General features: G+C 62.2%; 19 protein-coding genes and 1 tRNA gene. 8 read left to right on the top strand and 12 right to left on the bottom strand.

Translation table 11 applies throughout. From position 1 onward, the window contains the following. The first annotated feature begins 75 nt into the window (after nucleotides 1-75). On the top strand, nucleotides 76-711 hold the full coding sequence (locus tag VFB05_RS02310) for a YkoP family protein (protein ID WP_325008350.1): 636 nt from the start codon (nucleotides 76-78) through the stop codon (nucleotides 709-711). Here the strand turns inward: VFB05_RS02310 and hpnA are convergent. Next, a complete protein-coding gene (gene hpnA / locus VFB05_RS02305; protein ID WP_325008348.1) occupies nucleotides 701-1735 on the bottom strand; it encodes a hopanoid-associated sugar epimerase in 1035 nt (344 codons plus the stop codon). The two genes, VFB05_RS02310 and hpnA, sit on opposite strands and share 11 nt — an antisense overlap. 40 nt (nucleotides 1736-1775) lie before the next feature. After that, nucleotides 1776-2546 (bottom strand): hypothetical protein, encoded by a 771-nt coding sequence (locus tag VFB05_RS02300; protein ID WP_325008346.1) that lies wholly within the window; start codon nucleotides 2544-2546, stop codon nucleotides 1776-1778. A gap of 284 nt (nucleotides 2547-2830) precedes the next feature. On the opposite strand from VFB05_RS02300, the gene hpnI reads away from it, so the two are divergent. Beyond that, complete coding sequence (gene hpnI / locus VFB05_RS02295) at nucleotides 2831-4003, top strand: bacteriohopanetetrol glucosamine biosynthesis glycosyltransferase HpnI (protein WP_325008344.1); 1173 nt, start codon at nucleotides 2831-2833, stop codon at nucleotides 4001-4003. Between the two features lie 134 nt (nucleotides 4004-4137). Here the strand turns inward: hpnI and VFB05_RS02290 are convergent. Both VFB05_RS02290 and ald read right to left on the bottom strand, forming a co-directional pair. Further along, nucleotides 4138-4214 (bottom strand) — tRNA-Arg (locus tag VFB05_RS02290). Between the two features lie 91 nt (nucleotides 4215-4305). Next, nucleotides 4306-5421: an alanine dehydrogenase gene (ald, locus tag VFB05_RS02285; RefSeq protein ID WP_325008342.1), complete on the bottom strand. Its 1116-nt coding sequence runs from the start codon at nucleotides 5419-5421 to the stop codon at nucleotides 4306-4308. 123 nt (nucleotides 5422-5544) lie between these two features. On the opposite strand from ald, the gene VFB05_RS02280 reads away from it, so the two are divergent. Next, nucleotides 5545-6033, top strand: coding sequence for an Lrp/AsnC family transcriptional regulator (locus VFB05_RS02280; protein ID WP_325008340.1), 489 nt, complete (start codon nucleotides 5545-5547; stop codon nucleotides 6031-6033). A gap of 25 nt (nucleotides 6034-6058) precedes the next feature. Further along, entirely contained in the window at nucleotides 6059-7774 is a 1716-nt protein-coding gene (locus VFB05_RS02275) for a SulP family inorganic anion transporter (protein ID WP_325008338.1), read from the top strand. Nucleotides 7775-7943: 169 nt separating this feature from the next. Here the strand turns inward: VFB05_RS02275 and VFB05_RS02270 are convergent, their stop codons facing one another. The 3 genes from VFB05_RS02270 to VFB05_RS02260 form a co-directional block, all read right to left on the bottom strand. Next, complete coding sequence (locus VFB05_RS02270) at nucleotides 7944-8348, bottom strand: YccF domain-containing protein (protein ID WP_325008336.1); 405 nt, start codon at nucleotides 8346-8348, stop codon at nucleotides 7944-7946. A 169-nt stretch (nucleotides 8349-8517) separates the two neighbouring features. Then, nucleotides 8518-10290 carry a putative bifunctional diguanylate cyclase/phosphodiesterase gene (locus tag VFB05_RS02265; RefSeq protein ID WP_325008334.1) on the bottom strand — a complete coding sequence of 591 codons (1773 nt, stop codon included), beginning with the start codon at nucleotides 10288-10290 and terminating at the stop codon, nucleotides 8518-8520. A gap of 357 nt (nucleotides 10291-10647) precedes the next feature. Continuing rightward, on the bottom strand, nucleotides 10648-11613 hold the full coding sequence (locus VFB05_RS02260; RefSeq protein WP_325008472.1) for a sensor histidine kinase: 966 nt from the start codon (nucleotides 11611-11613) through the stop codon (nucleotides 10648-10650). 226 nt (nucleotides 11614-11839) lie between these two features. Here VFB05_RS02260 and VFB05_RS02255 point away from each other — a divergent pair, with 226 nt between their 5' ends. Then, nucleotides 11840-12682 carry a glucose 1-dehydrogenase gene (locus VFB05_RS02255; protein ID WP_325008332.1) on the top strand — a complete coding sequence of 281 codons (843 nt, stop codon included), beginning with the start codon at nucleotides 11840-11842 and terminating at the stop codon, nucleotides 12680-12682. On the opposite strand, the gene VFB05_RS02250 is transcribed toward VFB05_RS02255, so the two are convergent. Together VFB05_RS02250 and VFB05_RS02245 are read right to left on the bottom strand one after the other, a co-directional pair. Beyond that, entirely contained in the window at nucleotides 12679-14052 is a 1374-nt protein-coding gene (locus VFB05_RS02250; RefSeq protein ID WP_325008329.1) for a cytochrome P450, read from the bottom strand. The two genes, VFB05_RS02255 and VFB05_RS02250, sit on opposite strands and share 4 nt — an antisense overlap. A gap of 57 nt (nucleotides 14053-14109) precedes the next feature. After that, nucleotides 14110-15354 (bottom strand): LLM class flavin-dependent oxidoreductase, encoded by a 1245-nt coding sequence (locus tag VFB05_RS02245; protein ID WP_325008326.1) that lies wholly within the window; start codon nucleotides 15352-15354, stop codon nucleotides 14110-14112. A 356-nt stretch (nucleotides 15355-15710) separates the two neighbouring features. Between VFB05_RS02245 and VFB05_RS02240 the strand changes: the two genes are divergently transcribed. Both VFB05_RS02240 and VFB05_RS02235 read left to right on the top strand, forming a co-directional pair. Beyond that, the gene (locus tag VFB05_RS02240) at nucleotides 15711-17180 is read left to right on the top strand and encodes a bifunctional class I SAM-dependent methyltransferase/glycosyltransferase family 2 protein (protein ID WP_325008324.1); all 1470 of its coding nucleotides are present in this window, start codon (nucleotides 15711-15713) and stop codon (nucleotides 17178-17180) included. A gap of 75 nt (nucleotides 17181-17255) precedes the next feature. Then, nucleotides 17256-18668 carry a S1C family serine protease gene (locus tag VFB05_RS02235; protein ID WP_325008322.1) on the top strand — a complete coding sequence of 471 codons (1413 nt, stop codon included), beginning with the start codon at nucleotides 17256-17258 and terminating at the stop codon, nucleotides 18666-18668. Nucleotides 18669-18733: 65 nt separating this feature from the next. On the opposite strand, the gene VFB05_RS02230 is transcribed toward VFB05_RS02235, so the two are convergent. Beyond that, nucleotides 18734-18904, bottom strand: a complete 171-nt coding sequence (locus tag VFB05_RS02230) for a hypothetical protein (protein WP_325008320.1) — start codon at nucleotides 18902-18904, stop codon at nucleotides 18734-18736. A 283-nt stretch (nucleotides 18905-19187) separates the two neighbouring features. Between VFB05_RS02230 and VFB05_RS02225 the strand changes: the two genes are divergently transcribed. Continuing rightward, nucleotides 19188-19382 carry a hypothetical protein gene (locus VFB05_RS02225; RefSeq protein ID WP_325008318.1) on the top strand — a complete coding sequence of 65 codons (195 nt, stop codon included), beginning with the start codon at nucleotides 19188-19190 and terminating at the stop codon, nucleotides 19380-19382. Between the two features lie 19 nt (nucleotides 19383-19401). On the opposite strand, the gene VFB05_RS02220 is transcribed toward VFB05_RS02225, so the two are convergent. Both VFB05_RS02220 and VFB05_RS02215 read right to left on the bottom strand, forming a co-directional pair. Further along, a complete protein-coding gene (locus VFB05_RS02220) occupies nucleotides 19402-19617 on the bottom strand; it encodes a hypothetical protein (RefSeq protein ID WP_325008316.1) in 216 nt (71 codons plus the stop codon). A gap of 118 nt (nucleotides 19618-19735) precedes the next feature. Continuing rightward, a partial coding sequence (locus tag VFB05_RS02215; protein ID WP_325008314.1) for a sensor histidine kinase occupies nucleotides 19736-20296 on the bottom strand: 561 nt, incomplete at its 5' end.

The raw sequence follows: 20296 nt of genomic DNA, 5'->3' as shown, positions 1-20296 counted from the left end.
GATGCGCGGCCTTTTCGGTAACGGCACTCCGTCGTTGCCCCACGGTATCTCCGAGCCATAATTGGTGGTGAGCCGATGATGTTGAATGCTCTCGTGTCTGCCCTCGACAAGACGCTGCGCGCCAGACAGGGAATATTCGAATACAGCGAGCGCCCGCGCTGCGTCTTTCGCGTGAACGTCGCCGCCACGGCACGCGACATCGCGCTGTCGGACGGAACTTGCCTTTGCGCCGGCAGCCGCATCATCAATCTTCACCTTTGGAATGAGCATGTTTCGCCGTTTCCCGATCAGGGCCCGACCATCGGTTGGGCACGACGAATGCGGCAGGACTTCGAACTATCGCTTCAGGAGCTCGCCGCTTTCGTGGCGTCCCATCCGGCGCTCGACGACGTAGAGGCTGTTGGCGGAAAGATGATGTTCGGCTCGACGGAGGAAACCCAGGCAGTTGCGCGACTGGCCCAGCACTATGGTTTCGTCTGCGCCGTCGAGGGAGCTCCCGACCACTCGATCTCGAAGGCGCTGCAATTGCTGGGCGAAAATATCCTGATTTCAATGATCGTCATTTCCCGCAATCCCGCCGCGCTCCGATCCGATTGCTTCAGCCGCGAACGCGTGCTGGTCTACCTTCATCGCAACGAACTGATGAAGCGTTTCGGCGCACGCGAGATTTCCACGTCGCCGCATCGGCCCGACCACGCTGTCATCGGCTGACCCCGAACTGTACCGGCGTGGGCAATCGCAAATGCCCATGGGCGCCGAACCACGCGATGGCATCGTTCAGGGCTTCGGCATGCGGCCGCGGGCGATAGCCGAGCTCCTGCTCCGCCTTTTTCGACGTGAAGAACATCTTGTATTTCGCAAGGCGAACGCCCGCCCAGCTGGCGAGCGGTTCGTTGCCGGTCAGGAATGCCTGCACCTCTCCGGCGAGCGCGGCGGGCGCGGCGGCGTACCAGGGAATCCGATACTTCGGGCAACTGCGGCCGACCAAGGCGGCAATCTCGGCCAGCATTAGCGAAAATGAAATGTTTTCGCCGCCCAGGATGTAGCGTTCGCCGACCCCGCCTCGACGCAGCGCCGCCAGATGTCCCCGCGCGACGTCATCGACGTGCACCAGATTCAGCCCGGTATCGACAAAAACCGGCATCCGGCCGGAAGCGGCGGCAATGATGATTCTTCCAGTCGGCGTCGGCTTGATATCGCGCGGTCCGATCGGCGTGGACGGATTCACGATCGTCGCAGGCAGGCCCCTGTTCCGCACCATGTCGAGAACAAGCTGCTCCGCCACCACCTTGCTCTGCTTGTAGGCGCCGATTGCGTGCTGAAGGGAAAGACTTGCCTCTTCATCGGCCGACCCGCCATCTTGCCGGCATTGCAGCGTCGCGACGCTGCTGGTGTAGACGATCCGCTCGATCCCGCTTCGCATCGCCTCTTCCATCAGGTTGCGCGTTCCCGCGACGTTGGTGGCGAAGATGCCGGCCTTGTCCCAGCCGGAAAGCCGGTAGTCGGCCGCCACGTGAAACAAGTAACGGCAGCCATTGCATGCCGCTGCGAGCGATGAGCGTTCGCGAAGATCGCCCTCGACGAACTGCACATCGGCGCCCGTCAAATCCCGATAGCGGCTGGCGGGCCGGACCAGCGCCTTTACCGTGAGGCCGTGACGACGCAATTGACGCAGCACCGCGGATCCAACGAATCCGCTTGCGCCGGTAAGCAGGACATCCGCTGACTTTCTCATTACGATCTCCAGAAGCGGATGCCCGCCGCCTCACCCGGCGCTACAGTTCGACGGCATGGACGCTGGCGAGAAGGACATTGGAACAAAGCAAAAGGGCCTTGCGAGCCGGCCGCCAATCCGCGCAAAGCCTGATCACGTCGAGCGTATCGGAAGGACGCCCCAGCAGGAGGCGACTGAGCCGCCATCCGCTCGTTTCGCCACAGCTGGAAGCACAGGCGAGCGCCACCTGCGGCACGTTGCATCCTGCCGCATCGACGACCACGCGCAGGGCGACGAACCGGAGTGCGTGCGCCGTCGCCAGTCGCGCGACGATGTGGGATTCCATATCGGCCACCAGCGCACCCGATCGACGCCAGAGCTCGCGTCGCGAGATGTCGGCCAGAATCGGCTGGTCTACTCCGGCTACGGGGCCGTACACCGCCGTTGGAATCGCAGAAAGAAGCCACGCAGACCAGAGATCGTCCGTCGGGTTGCTTTCTCGTTGACCAATGATCTCCGATCCGACGACGATGTCGCCGGATCGCAGGCTCGGAGATAATCCTCCCGCCAGGCCGAAACTGACAATTCCCCGGCAACCATCCCTGGCGGCACGGCCAATGAAATCGGAAAGGTCGGCGGCGCCTGATTCCCACGCTTCTCTTTCAAACTGCCGCTCGACGATTTCGGCTTCGAGCGCGAGCGCCGCGCAAATCACTGCCCAGCTGGTCTGGACGGTCGTTCTCGGACCTCGAAGAAGCCTCGTGACCGGCATATCGGGAAAGCCTGCGAACGGAGTCAAACCGGGGCGGCACGATCCGTTGCTGGATCGCACTGAGCGCTCCTTGCCGGCTAACGCGGCCGCCGATCATTCGTTTCTATTCGGCAACGCCTGCGACGAAAGTCGCTGCGGCCTGCGTTGATTGATCGCCCCGTCGCGGCCTGTCGCATTAGGAACGCGCCTGCTACGACCGCGTTCGATTTCGAGATGCATACGCAACGATCGAACGAACAGTCACGATCGGGTCGCGAATGTCACATCAATTTACGGTCGCGATCTCATGACGACGGCAACCGGCCGTCTCAAGTTATTTCAATGAGAAGGCACGCCAGTTAACGATGCTTGGCCTACATGAGAGTACGCATATCGCGACGCAGATTTGTGTCGCGGGCGCAATTCTGGGAATCGTCTACAACGTTCTTGCCGCGATGATCGCGCCGCGATTCAACAGACCTTCCAAAACGCCAATCCATAAAACGCGGCCGGTGACGATCCTGAAGCCGTTGCACGGCAGCGAACCCGGCTTGTTTCTGCGGATTGCCTCGCTCTGCAGGCAACGATACGCAGGCAAGGTACAAATCGTCTGCGGCACCCAGCGGCTTGCCGATCCGGCAAATGCGGTCGTTCGGCTGGTGCAGAGGCTGAACCCGGCGGCGAAGATAGACCTCGTCATCGACGAACGAGTGCACGCCGGAAATCCGAAGGTCGCAAATCTGGTCAACATGGAAGCGAAGGTTCGCCACGAGATCATCGTCCTGTCCGACAGTGATATTGTCGTCGACGATGATTTTCTCAGCGATCTCGTCGCTGAGCTCGATCGCACTCGGACCGGAGCCGCCACCTGCCTTTACTACGGGGTTGCGGCTGGCGGCGTCTGGGCCGAGATGTCCGCGCTCAACATCAACACCCAGTTCTTGCCCAACGTTATCGTCGCGCTGACATTCGGCGCCGCCAAACCTTGCTTCGGCTCGGCGATCGCCATGCGAAAGGACGTGCTTGCCCGTATCGGCGGCTTCAAACCTTACCTGGACGAACTTGCGGATGACTATGCGATCGGCAAGGCGGTTCGGGCCGCCGGGCTCGATGTCGTCGTGCCTCGTTGGGCTGTCGGTCACGCCTGCTCCGACCACAGTTTCCGGTCGTTCTGGGAGCACCATATGCGCATGTCGCGCACGATCCGTTCGATCGATCCGCTCGGCTATGTCGGGACCATTTTCATGTATCCACTGATGTTGTCGATAATTGCCGCGCTTCTGGGAGCACACCACCCGATTGCCCTGCCCGTGATCGCCTTCTTCAGCCGCGTCTTCCTGACTTTCCGTGTCGGACGCTCGTTCAACTTGCGCCGCCATAGCCTCTGGCTGCTGGCAGCCCATGATGTCATCTCATTCGCGGTCTTCCTCTGCAGCTTCTTTGGCGGCCCCATCGCGTGGCGCGGCCAACGTTATCGCCTCCTCCACGACGGCACATTGGAACGAAGCACCGAGATAGAGATCCATCAGCACCAGTAGTGATCGACTTGCCTCTCGCCGAGACCAAGGCCCCGGCGTGGTCGCCCAGTGCCTTGGATCCTTGAGGAGGTCTCATATCCGCGTCCCCATGACGGGGCAGCACGAAACGGCCATGACGGCGTTACGGCGGAAACTGGCGCACCCGACACGATTCGAACGTGTGACCTTTGCCTTCGGAGGGCAACGCTCTATCCAGCTGAGCTACGGGTGCATGGCGGCTGATTTAGCCGATTGGCCCGCCATCGGCAATGGCCGATCGCCGCGTGCCAAGGGCTGGGCAAATGCTGCCGTAAACGCTGATTTTACAAGGCCAACGCCTCGAGCGGCGGCTGGTAAGGGAGTTCAAGGCTCTTGGCCACGGCCTCGCAGGTCACCTTGCCGCGGTGGATATTCAGCCCGTCGCGCAAATGCGCATCCCGCCGGATTCCCGCCAGCCCTTCGGATGCGAGCACAAGGCCAAACCGCAAGGTCGCGTTGTTGAGCGCATGGCTCGATGTCACCGGAACGGCGCCGGGCATATTGGCCACGCAGTAGTGGATGACGCCGTCGACCTCGAAGGTCGGATGGTCATGCGTCGTCGGGTGAGAGGTTTCGAAACAGCCGCCCTGATCGATCGCGACGTCGACGATGACCGCGCCCTTCTTCATCGATTTCAGCATCGGACGCGTCACGAGCTTCGGCGCGCTGGCGCCGGGGATCAGGACGGCGCCGATCACGACGTCGGCCGTTGCGATCTCGTGATCGATCGTCTCAAACGTCGAAAACCGCGTTCGCACGCGGCCGGCGAACATCTCATCGAGCTGGCGCAAGCGCGGCAACGAACGATCGAGAATGCTGACCTCGGCGCCAAGCCCGACCGCCATGCGCGCTGCATGGGTGCCGACGATGCCGCCGCCGATCACGACAATGCGCGCCGGCTCAACACCGGGAACGCCGCCGATCAACAGGCCAGGCCCGCCTGCCGGCTTCTTCAGCGCGGAGCCAGCCGCTTCAATCGAGAGGCGCCCGGCGACTTCGCTCATCGGCGCGAGCAGCGGCAGGCCGCCATGGTCATCCGTCACCGTCTCATAGGCGACCGCCGTGCAGCCCGATCGCAGCAGGCCCTCGGCCTGCTCGCGGTCGGGCGCGAGGTGCAAATACGTAAAGAGGATCTGGCCCTCGCGAAGCTGCTGCCACTCCTGGGGCTGCGGCTCCTTGACCTTGACGATCATCTCGGCGCGACAAAACACATCCGCCGCGCTCGGCGCGATCGAGGCGCCCGCGCGCTGGTAGACTTCATCGGATGCGCCGATGCCGTTGCCCGCGCCCTGCTCGACCAGAACGCCGTGTCCGGCCGCCACATATTCGCGCACCGACGAAGGCGTCAGCCCGACGCGATATTCCTGCGCCTTGATTTCCTTGGGAACGCCGACCAGCATTGTGATTCTCCCTTTTGGGCTCCTGTCTATCAGCGATGCCGCCTGCGTTTCCGGCAAAGGCTGCTCCGCCGGGGCGGATTTGCGCTGTATTCGGGCGCAAAAGCGGGATACGGTGCAGGAATCATGCACAAGCTGGATAGATCCGATATCGCACTGCTTCGGGAAGTCACCTCGAATGCCCGCAGTTCACATGTCGAACTGGCCGAGCGCGTCGGATTGTCGAGCACCGCCTGCGCCCGGCGTCTCGCCGCGCTCGAGCAAGACGGCCTGATCGAAGGCTATCAGGCCGTGCTTGGCCTGAAGGCGCTTGGCCTTGGCACCACGGTGATGGTGCGCATCACGCTCGACAGCCAGAGCGAAGACGCGCTCGAAACGTTCGAGCGCGCCATCATCAAATGCCCGTCGGTGGTGCGGTGCCTCCTGATGTCCGGCAGCGACGACTATCTGGTCACCGTAATTGCGCGCGACATCGAGGACTTTGAGCACATTCACAAGTCGCAGCTGTCGCGTCTGCCGCGCGTCTCCCGCATTCAGTCGAGCTTTGCGATCCGCAACGTCGTCAATCGCTCGTTTCCTCCGGCAGCGCTGTTGCCGCCGGACAAGGGCCGCTGACCGAAGCATAGGGAGAGCGCGCACCATGACGGATCAGTCCGGATCGTCGCAGGCCCCCGCTGCCGGCAAAGCCTGGCCGGTCTTTGGCTCGCTTGCCGGCTACAGGGCTGCATTTCTCAGCCGCGACCTGTTTGCCGGGCTGACACTTGCCGCCATCGTCATCCCCGAGCAGATGGCGACCGCGCGCCTTGGCGGCTTCGCCCCGCAGATCGGCTTCTTCGCTTTCGTCGCGGGCTCGCTCGCCTTTGCCGCGTTTGGCAGCAACCGCTTCCTGTCGTCGGGCGCAGATTCCACCATCACGCCGATTTTCGCCGGCGGCCTGGCGGCGCTCTCCGCTGCCGGCTCGCCGGATTATATGACGCTCGCTGCAGGACTGGCGCTGATGGTCGGCGTGATGCTGACCGTGGCCGGCATCTTCCGCATGGGCTGGATTGCCGACCTGTTGTCGGTTCCAGTCACGACCGGCTTTCTCGCCGGAATTTCGGTGCACATCCTGACGTCTCAGCTTCCGGGAATCCTCGGGGTTCCGTCGCCCGAAGGCCCGACACTTGAACGCCTCGCAACGCTTGCCGAACATCTCGGCGAGACCAACGTCTTTACGCTCGTCATCGGTCTTGGCGTGCTCGCCATCATCGCTGCGTGCGAAAAGATCAGTGCGCGGATTCCCGGCGCCCTGATCGGCCTTGTCCTGGCGGGCGCGGCGGTCGTGCTGCTGCACCTGGAGAAGCACGGTGTCAGCGTGCTCGGGGCTATTTCGGTGACGATGCCGAAGCTGACGATTCCGATGGTACCTGCGGGGCGTCTCGCCAGCCTGTTGTCGCTCGGTCTCATCGTCTCAGTCGTCGTCATGGTGCAGACGGCGGCAACGACAAGGTCGTTTCCCACCGATCCCAACGAGCCGCCGGACGTCAACCGCGATTTCGTCGGCGTCGGCATCGGCAGCATTTTTGCCGGCGTGATCGGCGCGTTTCCCGTCAATTCAAGCCCGCCGCGAACCGCCGTCGTCTCGGAAACCGGCGGCCGTTCGCAGATCGCGGGGCTTGCCGCGGTCGCGATCGTGATTGCGCTGCTCGCCTTCGGCACCGCATTGCTGCAACGAATCCCGAACGCCGCCCTTGGCGGGGTTCTGCTGTTCGTTGCGCTTCGCATCATCCGCCTCGAACAGATCATCGCCGTTTTCAGGCAATCGCTCGGCGAATTTCTGCTGATACTGGTGACGGCGGCCGGGATCATCGTGCTGCCGATCGAACAGGGCGTCGGCATCGGCATCGCACTGTCGCTGCTGCACGGCATCTGGAGCACGACGCGCGCCCGCGTGCGCACCTTCGAACGCGTGCCCGGCACCTCGATCTGGTGGCCAGAGAGCTCCAGACTTCCAGGAGAGCAGGAGGCTGGCGTGATCGTCCTCGGCTTTCAGGCGCCGCTGTCGTTCCTCAACGCCGATGACTTCCGGCGCGATATCATGACGGCGTTGAAGTCTTCACAGCCAAAAGTGCGGCTCGTGGTGCTGGAGGCGACCGGCATTGTCGAGATCGACTTCACCGCCGCGCAGGTGTTGACCGACGTCATCCGTCAGTGCCACGCCGAGGGCGTGGACTTTGCCATCGCCCGGCTCGAATCGGACCGCGCACAGGCTGCGCTCACGCGCTTCGGCATCGATGCGCTGCTCGGCCCCGACCACCTGTTTCGCAGCGTGGAAGAAGCGATCTCGGGCCGCGAGGCGAAGTTAGCCGGGGACTAACGGCCTAGTACCGCCGATCTGAAGTCCCTGCACCGCAAGCGGCGAATTCAACCAGGGACTTCAGATCGATAAAGCGGTACTAGAATCACTAAGTTTGCTAGTGCCCATGACTTTCCGAAGTTCGTTAAAGTGGTCGCTGCGATGTAACACGAACTTCGGAAAGTGGGCACTAGGCCGGAACGATCGCCTTGCCGACCGGCCACAACGCAATGCCGGCGAGCTTCAGGTGCGCCCATGCGAAGGGAATGCCGATAATGGTCACGGCGAGAACCACCGCCGCGACGAGATGGCCGAGCGCGAGCCACCAGCCGGCAAGAACCAGCCAGATCAGGTTGCCGATCAGGCCGAGCACGCCCGTGCCGGCGTCGGTCTCGCCGGTCAGAAGGTCGCGCCGCACCGCTTTCTGGCCGAATGGCAACAACGTGTAGATGGCGATATTGAAGGCAGCGCGCGCCCAGGGCAGGCCGACGATCGTGATCGCCATGATGATCGCTGCAATCAGCCAGCCGGCCGCCATCTCCACGCCACCGAGCAGCAGCCATAGGATATTGAGAAATATCGAAACGGGTTGCATGTGACCTCTTCGAAAGGCAATTGCGCGAACCGGCCGCCGGAAGGCGGCGGCACGAGCAAAAGATAGTACCGACGAGGGTGGCAAGGAAGGGGCGCGCCGGAATAAGGCGGACCACGCGCGTCACGTCAAACGCCGTTCATGTTCGTCAGACCGGCGGCGGAGCCAGTGCTTAGCGGCGATAGCGGTTGGGACGTGCGGAATGAGCGAAGCGATTTTCCTGCACCGGCCGGCTCGTCGCATTGACGCGGCTCTCGCTGGCCGCGGGCGCGACCATATTGAGTTCTTCCAGGAAAATAGGTCGCGCAAAATAAAAGCCCTGCGCGTAGCGAATTCGCGTCGCGGCTTGCAGGTAAGCCAGCTCCTCGAAGGTTTCGACGCCTTCCGCGATCACGCTCATGTTGAGCGCTTCGGCAAGCGATTCGATCGCGCGCAGAATGCCCTGGCTGCGCGGACGAAGGTGGATGTCGCTGATGAAGGAGCGGTCGATCTTGATTTCGTCGGCGGTGATGTCGGCCAGCGCCGACAGCGACGAATAGCCGATGCCGAAATCGTCGATCGAGATCGCGACCCCGAGCTTGCGGAAGATCGGCACGACTTCATCCTGGAACCGCCGCTTGGTCACGAAAGCGTCTTCCGTGACCTCGATCATGAAGCGCCGCGGGAAGCCGGTTGCCTCCAGCGCCTCGGCAAAGGAGCGCATGAAGGTCGGATTATCGGCCTGCTTGGCCGCGACGTTGATGCTGATCGTGGCTTCGGGGCCGAAGGTCTCGTTGATGAGGTCGATGGAGCGGACAATTTCGGCCAGCACGAGGTGCGTGAGTTCGTCAATCAGACCGAGCTCGGCCGCAAGATTGATGAACGTCCCCGGCGCCTGGATCACGCCTTCGTCGTCGCGCAGACGAACCAGCGCCTCGACGCCTTTGACTTCCTTGGTGCGGATGTCGACCTTGGCCTGGAAGGCGCAACAAAAGCGCTTCTCGAGGATGGCGTGCCGCAGCGACTGCTCGATCTTCATGCGCAGCAGCGCCTCGCGCTCCATGCTGGTATCGAAGAAGGCGGCCGCGCCCTTGCCGTCGTTCTTGACCCGGTACATCGCAATGTCGGCGTTCTGCAGCAGCGCGTCGTAGCTGCGGCCATGATCGGGAAACAGGCTGACGCCGATCGACGTCGAAGCGAAGATTTCCGATCCATCGATGAAGAACGGCGCCTTCAGCCGCTGCAAGGTCGCTTCGATATAGTCGGCGACTTCTTCCTCGCTATCGACCGGGTTGAGCAGGAGCAGGAACTCATCGCCTGAGATCCGCGACAGCATGTCAGTGTCGCGCAGATTAAGTCCGACGCGCTTGGCGACCTCGACCAGCAGCGCGTCGCCGACCGAATGGCCGTAATAGTCGTTGATGTGCTTGAAATTATCGACGTCGAGAAAGGCGAGCGCAAAGGAGTAACCCGGCTCGTAGCGCTGGATCAGACTTTGCACGCGGTGTTCGATCACCCGCCGCATCGGCAGATTGGTCAGCTCGTCAAAATAGGCCGAACGGAACAGATGATCCTCGACGGCCTTCTGTTCGCTGATGTCGGTCGAACTCGACAGCAGCAGGTTGCGGCCGCCGATGCGCACCGGCCGGTGCGCCGCGAGCAGAAACTGTTCGCCGTTGTTGCCGGTGACGGCCACCTCCGATACGGCCATGCGGCCGCTGCGAAGCAGGTCAAGTCCTTTTTGCCGCCGCTCGTTCAGATGCCTGGAAGCGGCGTCGGCGGAAGCCATCCCCAAATGCGACGCTGCGGCGTCATTGATCAGGAGGAAGTGGCCTTCATCGTCCTGAACGGTCACGCCGGCCGGAAGCAGCCGGAGGATATCTCGGAGCAGGCCGAGGTCACCCTCGGCCGCGGATTCGCGGGCGTCCGGCGTGGACGGAATCGGATGGCTCGGCGGGTTTTGCATGACTAGTGCCCACTTCCCGAAGTTCGTGCGAAACCTCAGCACCCACTTTCACGAACTTCGGAAAGTCATGGGCACTAGCAAACCCGTAGAATCTAGTGCCGCTTTGCTATTTGAAGTTCCTGGTCAAATTCGCCGCTTGTGGCGCAGGAACTTCAAATAGGTGGCACGAGGTCGAGACTGGCAAAGTCTCTTGTAGTTTTGGTTAAGTGGACGGTCATGGAATTGAGCGCGGGCGTCCTCGCAACCAGCCACAGCAATCGTAATTAACAGAACGTCAACGCGCGGGCTCGCGGCGCCCTTTGCGGGCCCGTATCGCGGCTCTTTCGGCCTCTCAGGCCTCGTGATCGGGCCTTGCTATCAAGCTTTGGGAACGCGGCACTGCATGGTGCAGTGGACGCCGCTCTTCAAGAAGCTGATCTCGGTCTTGCCGTCGAAAGGCTTGAGCGCCGATGCCAGCAGTTTGGTGCCAAAACCCGGCTCCCCGACATGAGCGATCGAAGGTCCTTCGGTCTCGTCCCAGGCAATGCTCAGCCGGTCGTTGTTAACGGACCAGGACACCTGAAGCAGGCCGCGCACGGAGGAAAATGCGCCGTATTTCCCGGCATTGGTCGCAAGCTCGTGAAAAACCAGCGCCAGGCTGACGGCAAGCTTGGCGGGCAGGAACAAGCGCTCCCCGTTCAGGGTGAAGCGGACATGGCCGTAAGGTCCGAGTTCGGAAAGCAGCAGATCCTTGATGTCGCAGCCGCCGCCGTCGACGCCGGTGATGAGCTCGTCGGTCGCCGCCAGCGCGCGCATGCGATGATCGATGCTCTCCCAAACCTGCGGCTGGTTCTGCAACACCTGATGAAGCACGGCATGGACCGTCGATAGCTTGTTTTTCAGCCGGTGCTGCAGCTCGTCGACGAGGAGCTTGCGGTACTCCTCCTCCTGGATCAGCCGTTTGGAAATGTCCCGCTGTTTGGCGGCCATCGAACGATAGTGCTCGACGCCCCAAATCGTCAGCGCTGATACAACCGAAAAAATCACCAGCAGCACGAGCCGCGGGAAAGGGCTGCTCGGCGCATCGCCAAAATTCAGGCTGACGCCGAGCGCGCCGCCGGCGACAGCGGTGGCGATGCCGGTGCGGTAGCCGCCGATCGCGGTCGCAAAGAAAATGGCCGGGAAATAAGGCGTGAAGTAAACATCCGGCCGGATCATCGCGAGAATCCATCGCGCGGCCGTCGACAGCGCAAGGCAGGCGATTGAAAATCCGACGCTGAACGCCAGCGAGGGCCGGGAGATGCCTTGCCAACCTCGCCGAAACTCGTCGATCAATCCTGCTATTGGCCACATCAGCGCGTATTCCGGACCCGAAACGGGACTCACCTTAGCCGAAATTGGCCGGCTGCAATCTGCGGACGGTGAGCTATCCCGTTTAACACCGGGATAAGGAAGGGCATTCCGCGACATAGAAACCGATCGGGGGGAGAAACCAGCGACCGCAACGCGTGACTCGCGCTGCTCCGGCAGGCTATTTTCACGCGACCGTGTCAAAAAGGAGGACGAATATATGGGCAGGCTCGACGGCAAGGTTGCGGTGATCACCGGCGCGACAAGCGGCATTGGCTTGCGCACCGCGGAAGTTTTCGTGGCCGAGAGCGCAAAAGTCGTCATCGCCGGCCGCCGCGCCGCCGAAGGCGAAGCGCTCGCGAACAAGCTCGGCCCGGCCTGCCTGTTTCGCCGCACCGACGTCACCATCGAAGACGACGTTCGCAACCTGATTAATCTCGCCGTCGACAAATTCGGCCGGATCGATAGCCTGTTCAACAATGCCGGCGGACCGGCGCAGACCGGCGGCATCGAAGGTCTCGACGTCGAGCGTTTCGATGCCGCCATGGCAACTTTGGTTCGCAGCGTCATGCTCGGCATGAAGCATGCCGCGCCGCATATGCGCCGCCAGGGCGCGGGCAGCATCATCAACAACGGCAGTATCGCCGGACGCCTCGCCGGCTTTTCGTCTTCGGTCGTCTATGGCGCCGCCAAGGCCGCCGTCATCCATCTGACCAAGTGCGTGGCCATGGAGCTCGGCGAAGCCGGCATTCGAGTCAACAGCATTTCGCCCGGCGCGATCGCGACCGGCATTTTCGGCAAAGCGCTGGGACTGCCGACCGAGGCCGCCGAGAAAACCCCTGACATGATGCGCGAGGCCTTCAAGACGGCCCAGCCGATCCCGCGCGCCGGCCTGCCCGAGGACATCGCGCACGCGGCGGTGTTCCTCGCCAGCGACGAATCGACCTTCATCAATGGGCACGATCTCGTGGTCGACGGCGCGATTACCGGGGGCCGTAACTGGAGCCAGCAGCAGCAGGGCTATGCGGCGATGCGCAAGGCTTTTGGCCAGGACGGCGGCTAGGCAGGCGCGAGCGTCACGCGCAGGCCGTCGCGCGGCTTGGGGATCGGCCACATCTGCCAGTCCGGCTTGCTGTTCGGCGGCAGGGATACGCTGAGGTTTTGCAGGAAATGCCGCGCGAAACATTTCGCCTGCATATAGGCGAAATGCAGCCCCAGGCACATATGTGCGCCGCCGCCAAACGGCACGAAGGCGAAGCGATGGCGCGTGCGCTGCGCCTCGTCGGTAAAGCGCAGGGGATCGAACGCATCGGGATCGGGCCAGATCTCCGGCATATGGTGCGTGAACAGCGGATTGGCGCCGACCAGCGTGCCGGCCGGAATCTGGTAGCCGCCGAAAGCAAAATCGCGCGTCGCCCGCCGCGGAATGGACGGCACCGGCGGCCGCAGCCGCATCGCTTCCTTGAATGCCATCTCGGCAAACGGCATCGCCTCGAGATGATCGAACGAGGTCGGCGCATCGACCGCAACGCCGAGGCTTGAGACTTCGTCGCGCAGCTTGCGCTGCCAGTCCGGGCTTTCGGCCAATGCCGCGACAAAGGACGTCAGCGACGACGTCAATGTGTCGTGCGCGGCCATCATCAGGAAGCTCATGTGGTCGACGATATCCTGTTCCGACAGCAGCGCGCCGTCCTCGTGGGTGGCATGGCAAAGCTGGGAGAACAGGTCCTCGCCGCCCTTGGCGCGGCGGATCGGAATCTGCTGCGAAAAATAGGCGACGATGCGCTCGCGCCCTTTGACGCCGCGCGCCATCTGCGTGCCGGGCAAGGGCGTGCGGATCGGCGCGACGGCGGCCGCGACCATGTCGACGAAGGCTTTCGTGATCCCCTTGACCTCAGGGCCGATGCTCGTTCCTAGGAACGACGTCGCAGCCAGATCGAGCGTCAGCTGTTTCATGGCCGGATAAAACAGCATCTCTCCCGGGTGCTGCCGCCACTCGGCCACGCGCTGCGAAATGCCGGCATCGAGCGCGGAGAGATAGGATTTCATCGGCCCGGATTTGAACGCAACCGAGAGCGCACGCCGGTGCAGGCGATGTTCGTCGAAATCGAGCAGCATCAGGCCGCGCGGAAACAGGCGGCCTAAAATCGTGCCCCAGCCATAGGTCGACGAGAACAGGCGGTTTTGATCGAACAGCAAGAGTTCGTTGGCATCGGGCCCCAGCATGGTGATGCTGGTCTCGCCGAGGATGCGGTTGCGATAGATCAGGCCATATTTGGCCGCCATCCGCTCGACCTCGCCCTTGGGGTCGGCGAGGACCTGCAGCGTGCGGCCGATCAGCGGCCAGCCTTCGTCACCCGGAATATGCGCAAGCGACCGGCGGTCGGGTGGCGCCAGGGGCGTCGTCGAGAAAGCCGCACTTTGCATCGACATGGCAGGCGCTCCATCGCAACACGAACGTACCGAAACGCAACGATCGAACCGCGTCAATCAGGCCTTTTGGTGTTTGGCCGCTTCCTTCTGCAAATCCGGCGCGTTGACGGAGGGAATCGCCACACGACCGGGCCCGGTCTCCCCGAGGGCGGCCGCGGCCTTTTCGTTGCCCATGATCTTGGCCATCACGGCTTCGCCCGCGCGCTCAAAGATCGCGCGGTTCTCGATCACGAACTTCTGCGACTTGCGCAAGCCGTCAGCATAGCCGTTGATCTCCGGCACCACGTAGCGCGCCACCAGGTCCCAGCTCCGGCGCGTATTCTCCGGGTTGGCCCAGTCATGCACGAAACCGATGATGGTGCCGACACCGCCCGACACTTTCATCACGTTCTTGATCAAGGCCACGAGGTCATCAGGCGTTCCGATCGCGGAGGCTGCTCCCTCGACGAAGGCGGTCTGATCGACGGCCTCGTCGGCGGAAGAGAATGCCTTCAGGCCCGGTCGCATCAACGTGCCGACGTTGTATTCATTGTGCCATCGCATCAGTCCCGCGCCGGCCTGGGCTCTCGCCTGCTCGCGGGTTTCGGCGATGTGCCAGGTGAGCAGCACGCGCCAGTCGGCGCGGCTCACCGTCGTGCCGTGCTTTTTGGCGGCGTCCTCGGCGAACTCCCATTGCTGCGCCAGCGACATCAATCCCTTTGTCGACATCGAGCCGAGAGAGATGATGCCGATGCCGTATTTGCCGGCAAGCGTCATGCCCGACGGCGAAATCATCGAAGCCACCACGCACGGCATTTCCTCCTGAAGCGGGAGGATCTGCAGCGCCGCGTCCTGCATGGTGAACCAGTCGCTTCTGGCGGTGACGCGCTCACCCCTGAACAGCCGGCGGATGATCGCGATCGCCTCGTCCTGGCGGTCGCGCTGAGTCATCGGATCGATGCCGAGCGTATGCGCGTCGGACGCCAGCGCGCCGGGGCCGGAGCCGAAGATGGCGCGGCCGCCGGTCATGTGGTCGAGCTGCACCATGCGTTGCGCCACGTTGAACGGATGATGGTAAGGCAGTGAAATCACGCCGGTGCCGAGCCTGATGCGCTTGGTGCGCTCGCCGGCCGCGGCCAGAAACATCTCGGGCGAAGCGATCATTTCCCAGCCGGAAGAGTGATGCTCGCCGCACCAGAACTCGTCATAGCCGAGCGCATCGAGCTGCTCGACCAGATCGAGGTCGCGGCGGAATTGCAGCATCGGGTGCTCGCCGATCGGGTGGTGCGGGGCGAGGAATGCACCGAATTTCAGGCGGGCCATAGACGCTTCTCCAAAAAATTCTTCTCAGGTTTCTGGACGGCACGTTATGGGGTGAGAAAGACGAGCGCAATCGGGGGCTTGCGCAGCTAGTGCCCACTTTCCGAAGTTCGTACCCCGTCGCAGCACCCCTTTTACGAACTTCGGAAAGTCGTGGGCACTCGCAAAAACTTATAACTCATGTGCCGCTTTGCATTTGAAGGTCCTGGACGGAGTTTGCCGCTTGTGGTGCAGGACCTTCAAATGCGCGGCACATGCGTCATGCGTCGCCCGTTATTCGAAATCAGCCATTTCGATCGAATTTACAGCGCTTTACCATTCGGCTAAGAGGGCGCTCGGTTTTACACCTCGAGGTTGGGATGTATTTGAGGCCGTCCGATTCCGCGCGCTCCCTTGAGCTGCCGACGCAGCGCAAGCGCGACCTCGTGCAGCATTTCGAGGCCAATGGCGACGAACTGCAGCGCTGGCGCGAATTCAACGCGGCCTACCACGAAGACGACTTCAAGTTCATGCGCTTCCTGATCCCGCCGGGCAAGCGGGTGCTCGAACTCGGCTGCGGCCGCGGCGATCTGTTGGCAGCGCTTCAACCCTCCTATGGCGTCGGCATCGATTTCGGCGCCGGGACCATTGCGAAAGCCAACGAGCTGCATCCCGATCTTAATTTCGTGCTCGGCGATGTCGAGGATCCCGCGACGCTGTCCTCGATCGAAGGCCCGTTCGACTACGTCGTGATTGCCGACACCATCGGCATGTTCGAGGACATCGATGCGACCTTGCGGCTGGTGCATCACCTCTGCGCGCCGTCCACACGCCTCATCATCTCCTACTACTCGCATTTGTGGGAGCCGGTGTTGAAGGCTGCGGAAGCGGTCGGCCTGCGGGCGAAGCAGCCGAAGATCAACTTCATCGCCACCGCCGACTTCCTCAACCTGATGGACCTTGCCGACTTCGAGGTCATCAGCGCCGAGCAACGGCAGCTGCTGCCGCAGCGCTGGCTGGGACTGGGTCCGTTCATCAACCGCTTCATCGCGCCGTTGCCGGGAATCCGCAAATTATGCCTGCGGACATATCTGGTCGGTCGGCCGGTCCGGCAGTTTCCGGACCGGAAATTCTCGGCCAGCATCCTCATCCCGTGCCGCAACGAGAGCGGCAACATCGAGAGCGCGATCAAGCGCATGCCGAAGTTCGGTTCCTCGCAGGAAATCCTGTTCGTCGAGGGCAACTCCAGCGACGGCACCTTCGCCGAATGCGAGCGCGTGCGCGACGCCTACAAGGACACGTGGGACATCAAGGTGCTGAAGCAGGACGGCAAGGGCAAGGGCGACGCGGTGCGCAAGGGATTTGCAGCTGCGACCGGCGACGTCCTGATGATCCTCGACGCCGATCTCACCATGCCGCCGGAAGCGCTGCCGAAATTCCACGCGGTGATCGAGACCGGCAAGGCCGAGTTCGTCAACGGCACGCGGCTGGTCTATCCGATGGAGCAGGAGGCGATGCGGCCGCTCAACTTCATCGCCAACCGCTTCTTCGCCTATATGTTCAGCTATCTCGTCAACACGCGCCTCACCGACACGCTGTGCGGCACCAAGGTGCTGCTGCGCCGGGATTACGAGGCGCTCGCGCGCGAGCGCAGCTACTTCGGCAACTTCGATCCGTTCGGCGATTTCGACCTGATCTTCGGCGCGGCGAAACAGAATCTGAAAATCATCGAGACGCCGATCCACTACAAGGCTCGTACCTTCGGCGAGACCCAGATTTCGCGCTTCCGCGACGGTTGGCTGCTGTTGAAGATGGTGTGGTTCGCCTATCGCAAGCTGAAGGCGGTCTAGGCAGGTCCTCACACCGGCTCGGTCCGCTTCGCCTGCGAAGGCCGGCACCTGCGCACAGCCCGCTGCGGTGGACTGGTGGCGAGCGTCGAAGTCGCGCGATCATTGGACATTCACGTCGTCACGATGGAACTTCGCCTCGGCTCCATCCAGATCGGGCACGCACACGCCCAAAAGCCCTTCCTCAGCCTCGAGTTTGAACGTAAGGTCATTTCAACCTGGGGGCTGTTAATGAAGCGGATAGTTGCAATTGTTTTTGTATGGGCGGGTCTGTTTTCTTGCGCGCCCTCCAACGCCGCCGGGCCTTTCGGGACGATACACCTCGGAGGCTGGCATGGCGGGGCCTACACCAACGATGCGGACGGGAGCTTCTCGCACTGCGCGGCCCTTTCGAGCTATGCGAGCGGGATATCGCTCCTTGTCAGCTACAACGTAAAGAACCAATGGCTCTTGGCGTTCGCTAGCTCTAAATTTCACCTGACGAAGGGCGAGACATTTCCGATCGACCTGACCTTTGACGGAGAGTCGCAGGTACGCCTGTTCGGGACGGCGTTATCGGACCAACTCCTCAGCGCGATCATGGTCCCAAATGCGCTACGCGACTTCAAGAAGGCGACCCTGATGGTTGCGGTCGCCAAGGGAGCTACATTTCAGTTCGCCCTGAGCTCCACCGGCCCCTTGCTTCCGGCCCTCTCCAACTGCGTCACAAGGGTAAAAGCGGCCGGCGTCGACCGTGCCGGTGACTTTTCGGTCGCGGCAGCCAACCCTTCCGGGGAAGCCAAGCCGCCAGCAACCAGCGAGCAAAAGGCGGCGGACAGCGCCAAGCCTGACAAGCTGGTTGGCCGAAATGGGACGGGCTTCGTGGTCAGCCAAAGCGGTCACATCGTCACCAACAATCACGTCGTGGACGGATGCGTTGGCGACATTCAGGGCAACCTGAGTGGCGAAGCGCAGGTTCCGCTCAGGGTCGTATCCACAGACAAGAACAACGACCTGGCGCTGCTGCAAGGCCCGGCCGGATCATTCAAGGCAATGGCGTCGATCCGCGACAAGCCCATCAGATCAGGCGACTCGGTGGTGGCCATCGGATATCCGTACCATGGCCTCTTGACCTCTGATTTTACCGTGACAACCGGCATCGTCAGTTCGCTGAGCGGGATATTGAACGACACCCGCTTTTTGCAAATCAGCGCAGCCGTTCAACCGGGGAACAGCGGCGGTCCATTGCTGGACTCGAAGGGACAGGTTGTCGGCATCGTTGCCGCCAAGCTCAATGCGCTGAAATTTGCCAGCGCGACCGGCACCATCCCCGAGAACATCAACTTTGCGATCAAGCCGGGCGCACTGCGGGATTTCCTCGATAACAGTGTTGTGCCCTATCAAACCTCGGACGGCCAAGCGGACCTGGGAACGCCGGATATCGCCAAAAATGCGCGTGACTTTACGCTCCTGATCTCGTGCATGGCTGCGAGTGAAAAATCCAAGAAGTAGCTTGGTCGCATTACGCCGCGCCGACGGCGCTTCCGATGCATGGGCGAACTACCACCGTCGCGACCTTACTCGCCCGGCTCGGGCCATTGCTCATCCTGCCAGTCGGCCAATCGCTTGTATTCGAGCGCCATATGTTCGAGCTCATTCCTTACCGCCGGGCTGGCCGAAAGCCTCGCTTGCTCACGGCACAGCGCTTCGAGCGAACGATATGAGAGATGGGCAAGGGACTCATCCATCGCCCGACACTAAACCGCGGGGGGGGGCGCGCATTCACCTGGGTTAAAGCCGCCTCGTTAAGTTAAGCAGGCTTGCAGATCGTCTCCATTGGGGAACGGCTCCTGGGCTATCGCGCAGCGTTTGTTCGACTGGGAACTTGTTCGTGAAAGACGCGGTGCAGAAATGTCACGTCAAAAGCGGGCCGTAGGGCTGCTGCAAAAATGCCTCAAGCCAGTCATCGTTTCGGTCGGACGCCCGGCAACCATTCACGCCAAGAACAATATGTCGAGTGGAGTAGCGTCCGTGTTGAGTGAACTTCAGACGAAACTAGAGAAATACGAACGCAAGGCCGCGCAATACGAGAAGTCGGCCGAGCAGGCGACCAGCGGGCCGGACCGGGCGTTCTATCAGGGACTCGCGTCTTACTGCGACGACCTCGCTGCGAAATTCCGGCAGGTCATCGCCAAGCGGACGGACACGTCTCAGGCCGCCGAATGATGTTGCGGCGGATGTCCGCTCACGCCCACCGCTTGCCGAACACGGGTGCGTTCGGCTGATCGATCTTCCAGTTGAAGAAATCGTAGTTGCCGGCCCATGCGTGGACTTCGACCCCGCAGACTTCGCAATTGAAGCTGCCGGAATGCTTGGCTGAATGCTGCTCTTTCGTTGCAGCGTAAGACAGTCCGCAATTGGGACAGTCAAAAAATTCGGTGGTCCAGATACTGCCTGCCATGACCGCGATGATGCAACGCATCGAACGGAAGCGCCAGCGCGCTTCTCTCGCATAGTCAACGACCTGCTACCCCGATTGCGGAGACGGGCAAGCTATCCGATAGCGCTTTTTTAACTGATCACGCTCCGACCGCGGGCGTGTGAACGACCTGGCGATTGAGCGGAATCGCGATCGTGCATTGCAGGCCCGATGGATCGTAGTTCAGGGTTGTCTTGCCCTTGAACTCGAACGCCAGCGTCTTTTCCAGCAATTCGGTACCAAAACCCTTGCGCTGGGGCGGCCCGACGCGAGGCCCTCCCCTCTCCCGCCAGTCCAGCACCAATTGGGGTGGATTGGACGACTCGTCGACGCGCCATGACACGTCGACCTTGCCCTTCGGCTGGCTCAGCGCGCCATATTTGATGGCGTTGGTCGCGAGCTCATGGATGGCGAGCGCGAAGGTCTCGGCCGCCTTCGGCTGGAACCGCACGGGCGGTCCGGACACGCGAAGCTGCTCGCCCTCGCGCGCGTTATATCCGAGCATCTCCTCGACCACGAGATATTCGAGATCGACGCCTCCTTCCGGATCGCGCGTGACCATGGCTTGCGTCCGCGCGAATGCGTTCAGCCGGCCGTCGAGATGCGCCGCATAGTCCTCGACGCTGGTCGAGGTTTCGGACGAACGCCGCGCGATCGAGCG

The organism is Bradyrhizobium sp. (assembly GCF_035652035.1).
Lineage (GTDB): Bacteria > Pseudomonadota > Alphaproteobacteria > Rhizobiales > Xanthobacteraceae > Bradyrhizobium.
Note: the sequence above shows the minus strand (reverse complement) of the source record. Positions and strands in the feature narration are given on the sequence as shown.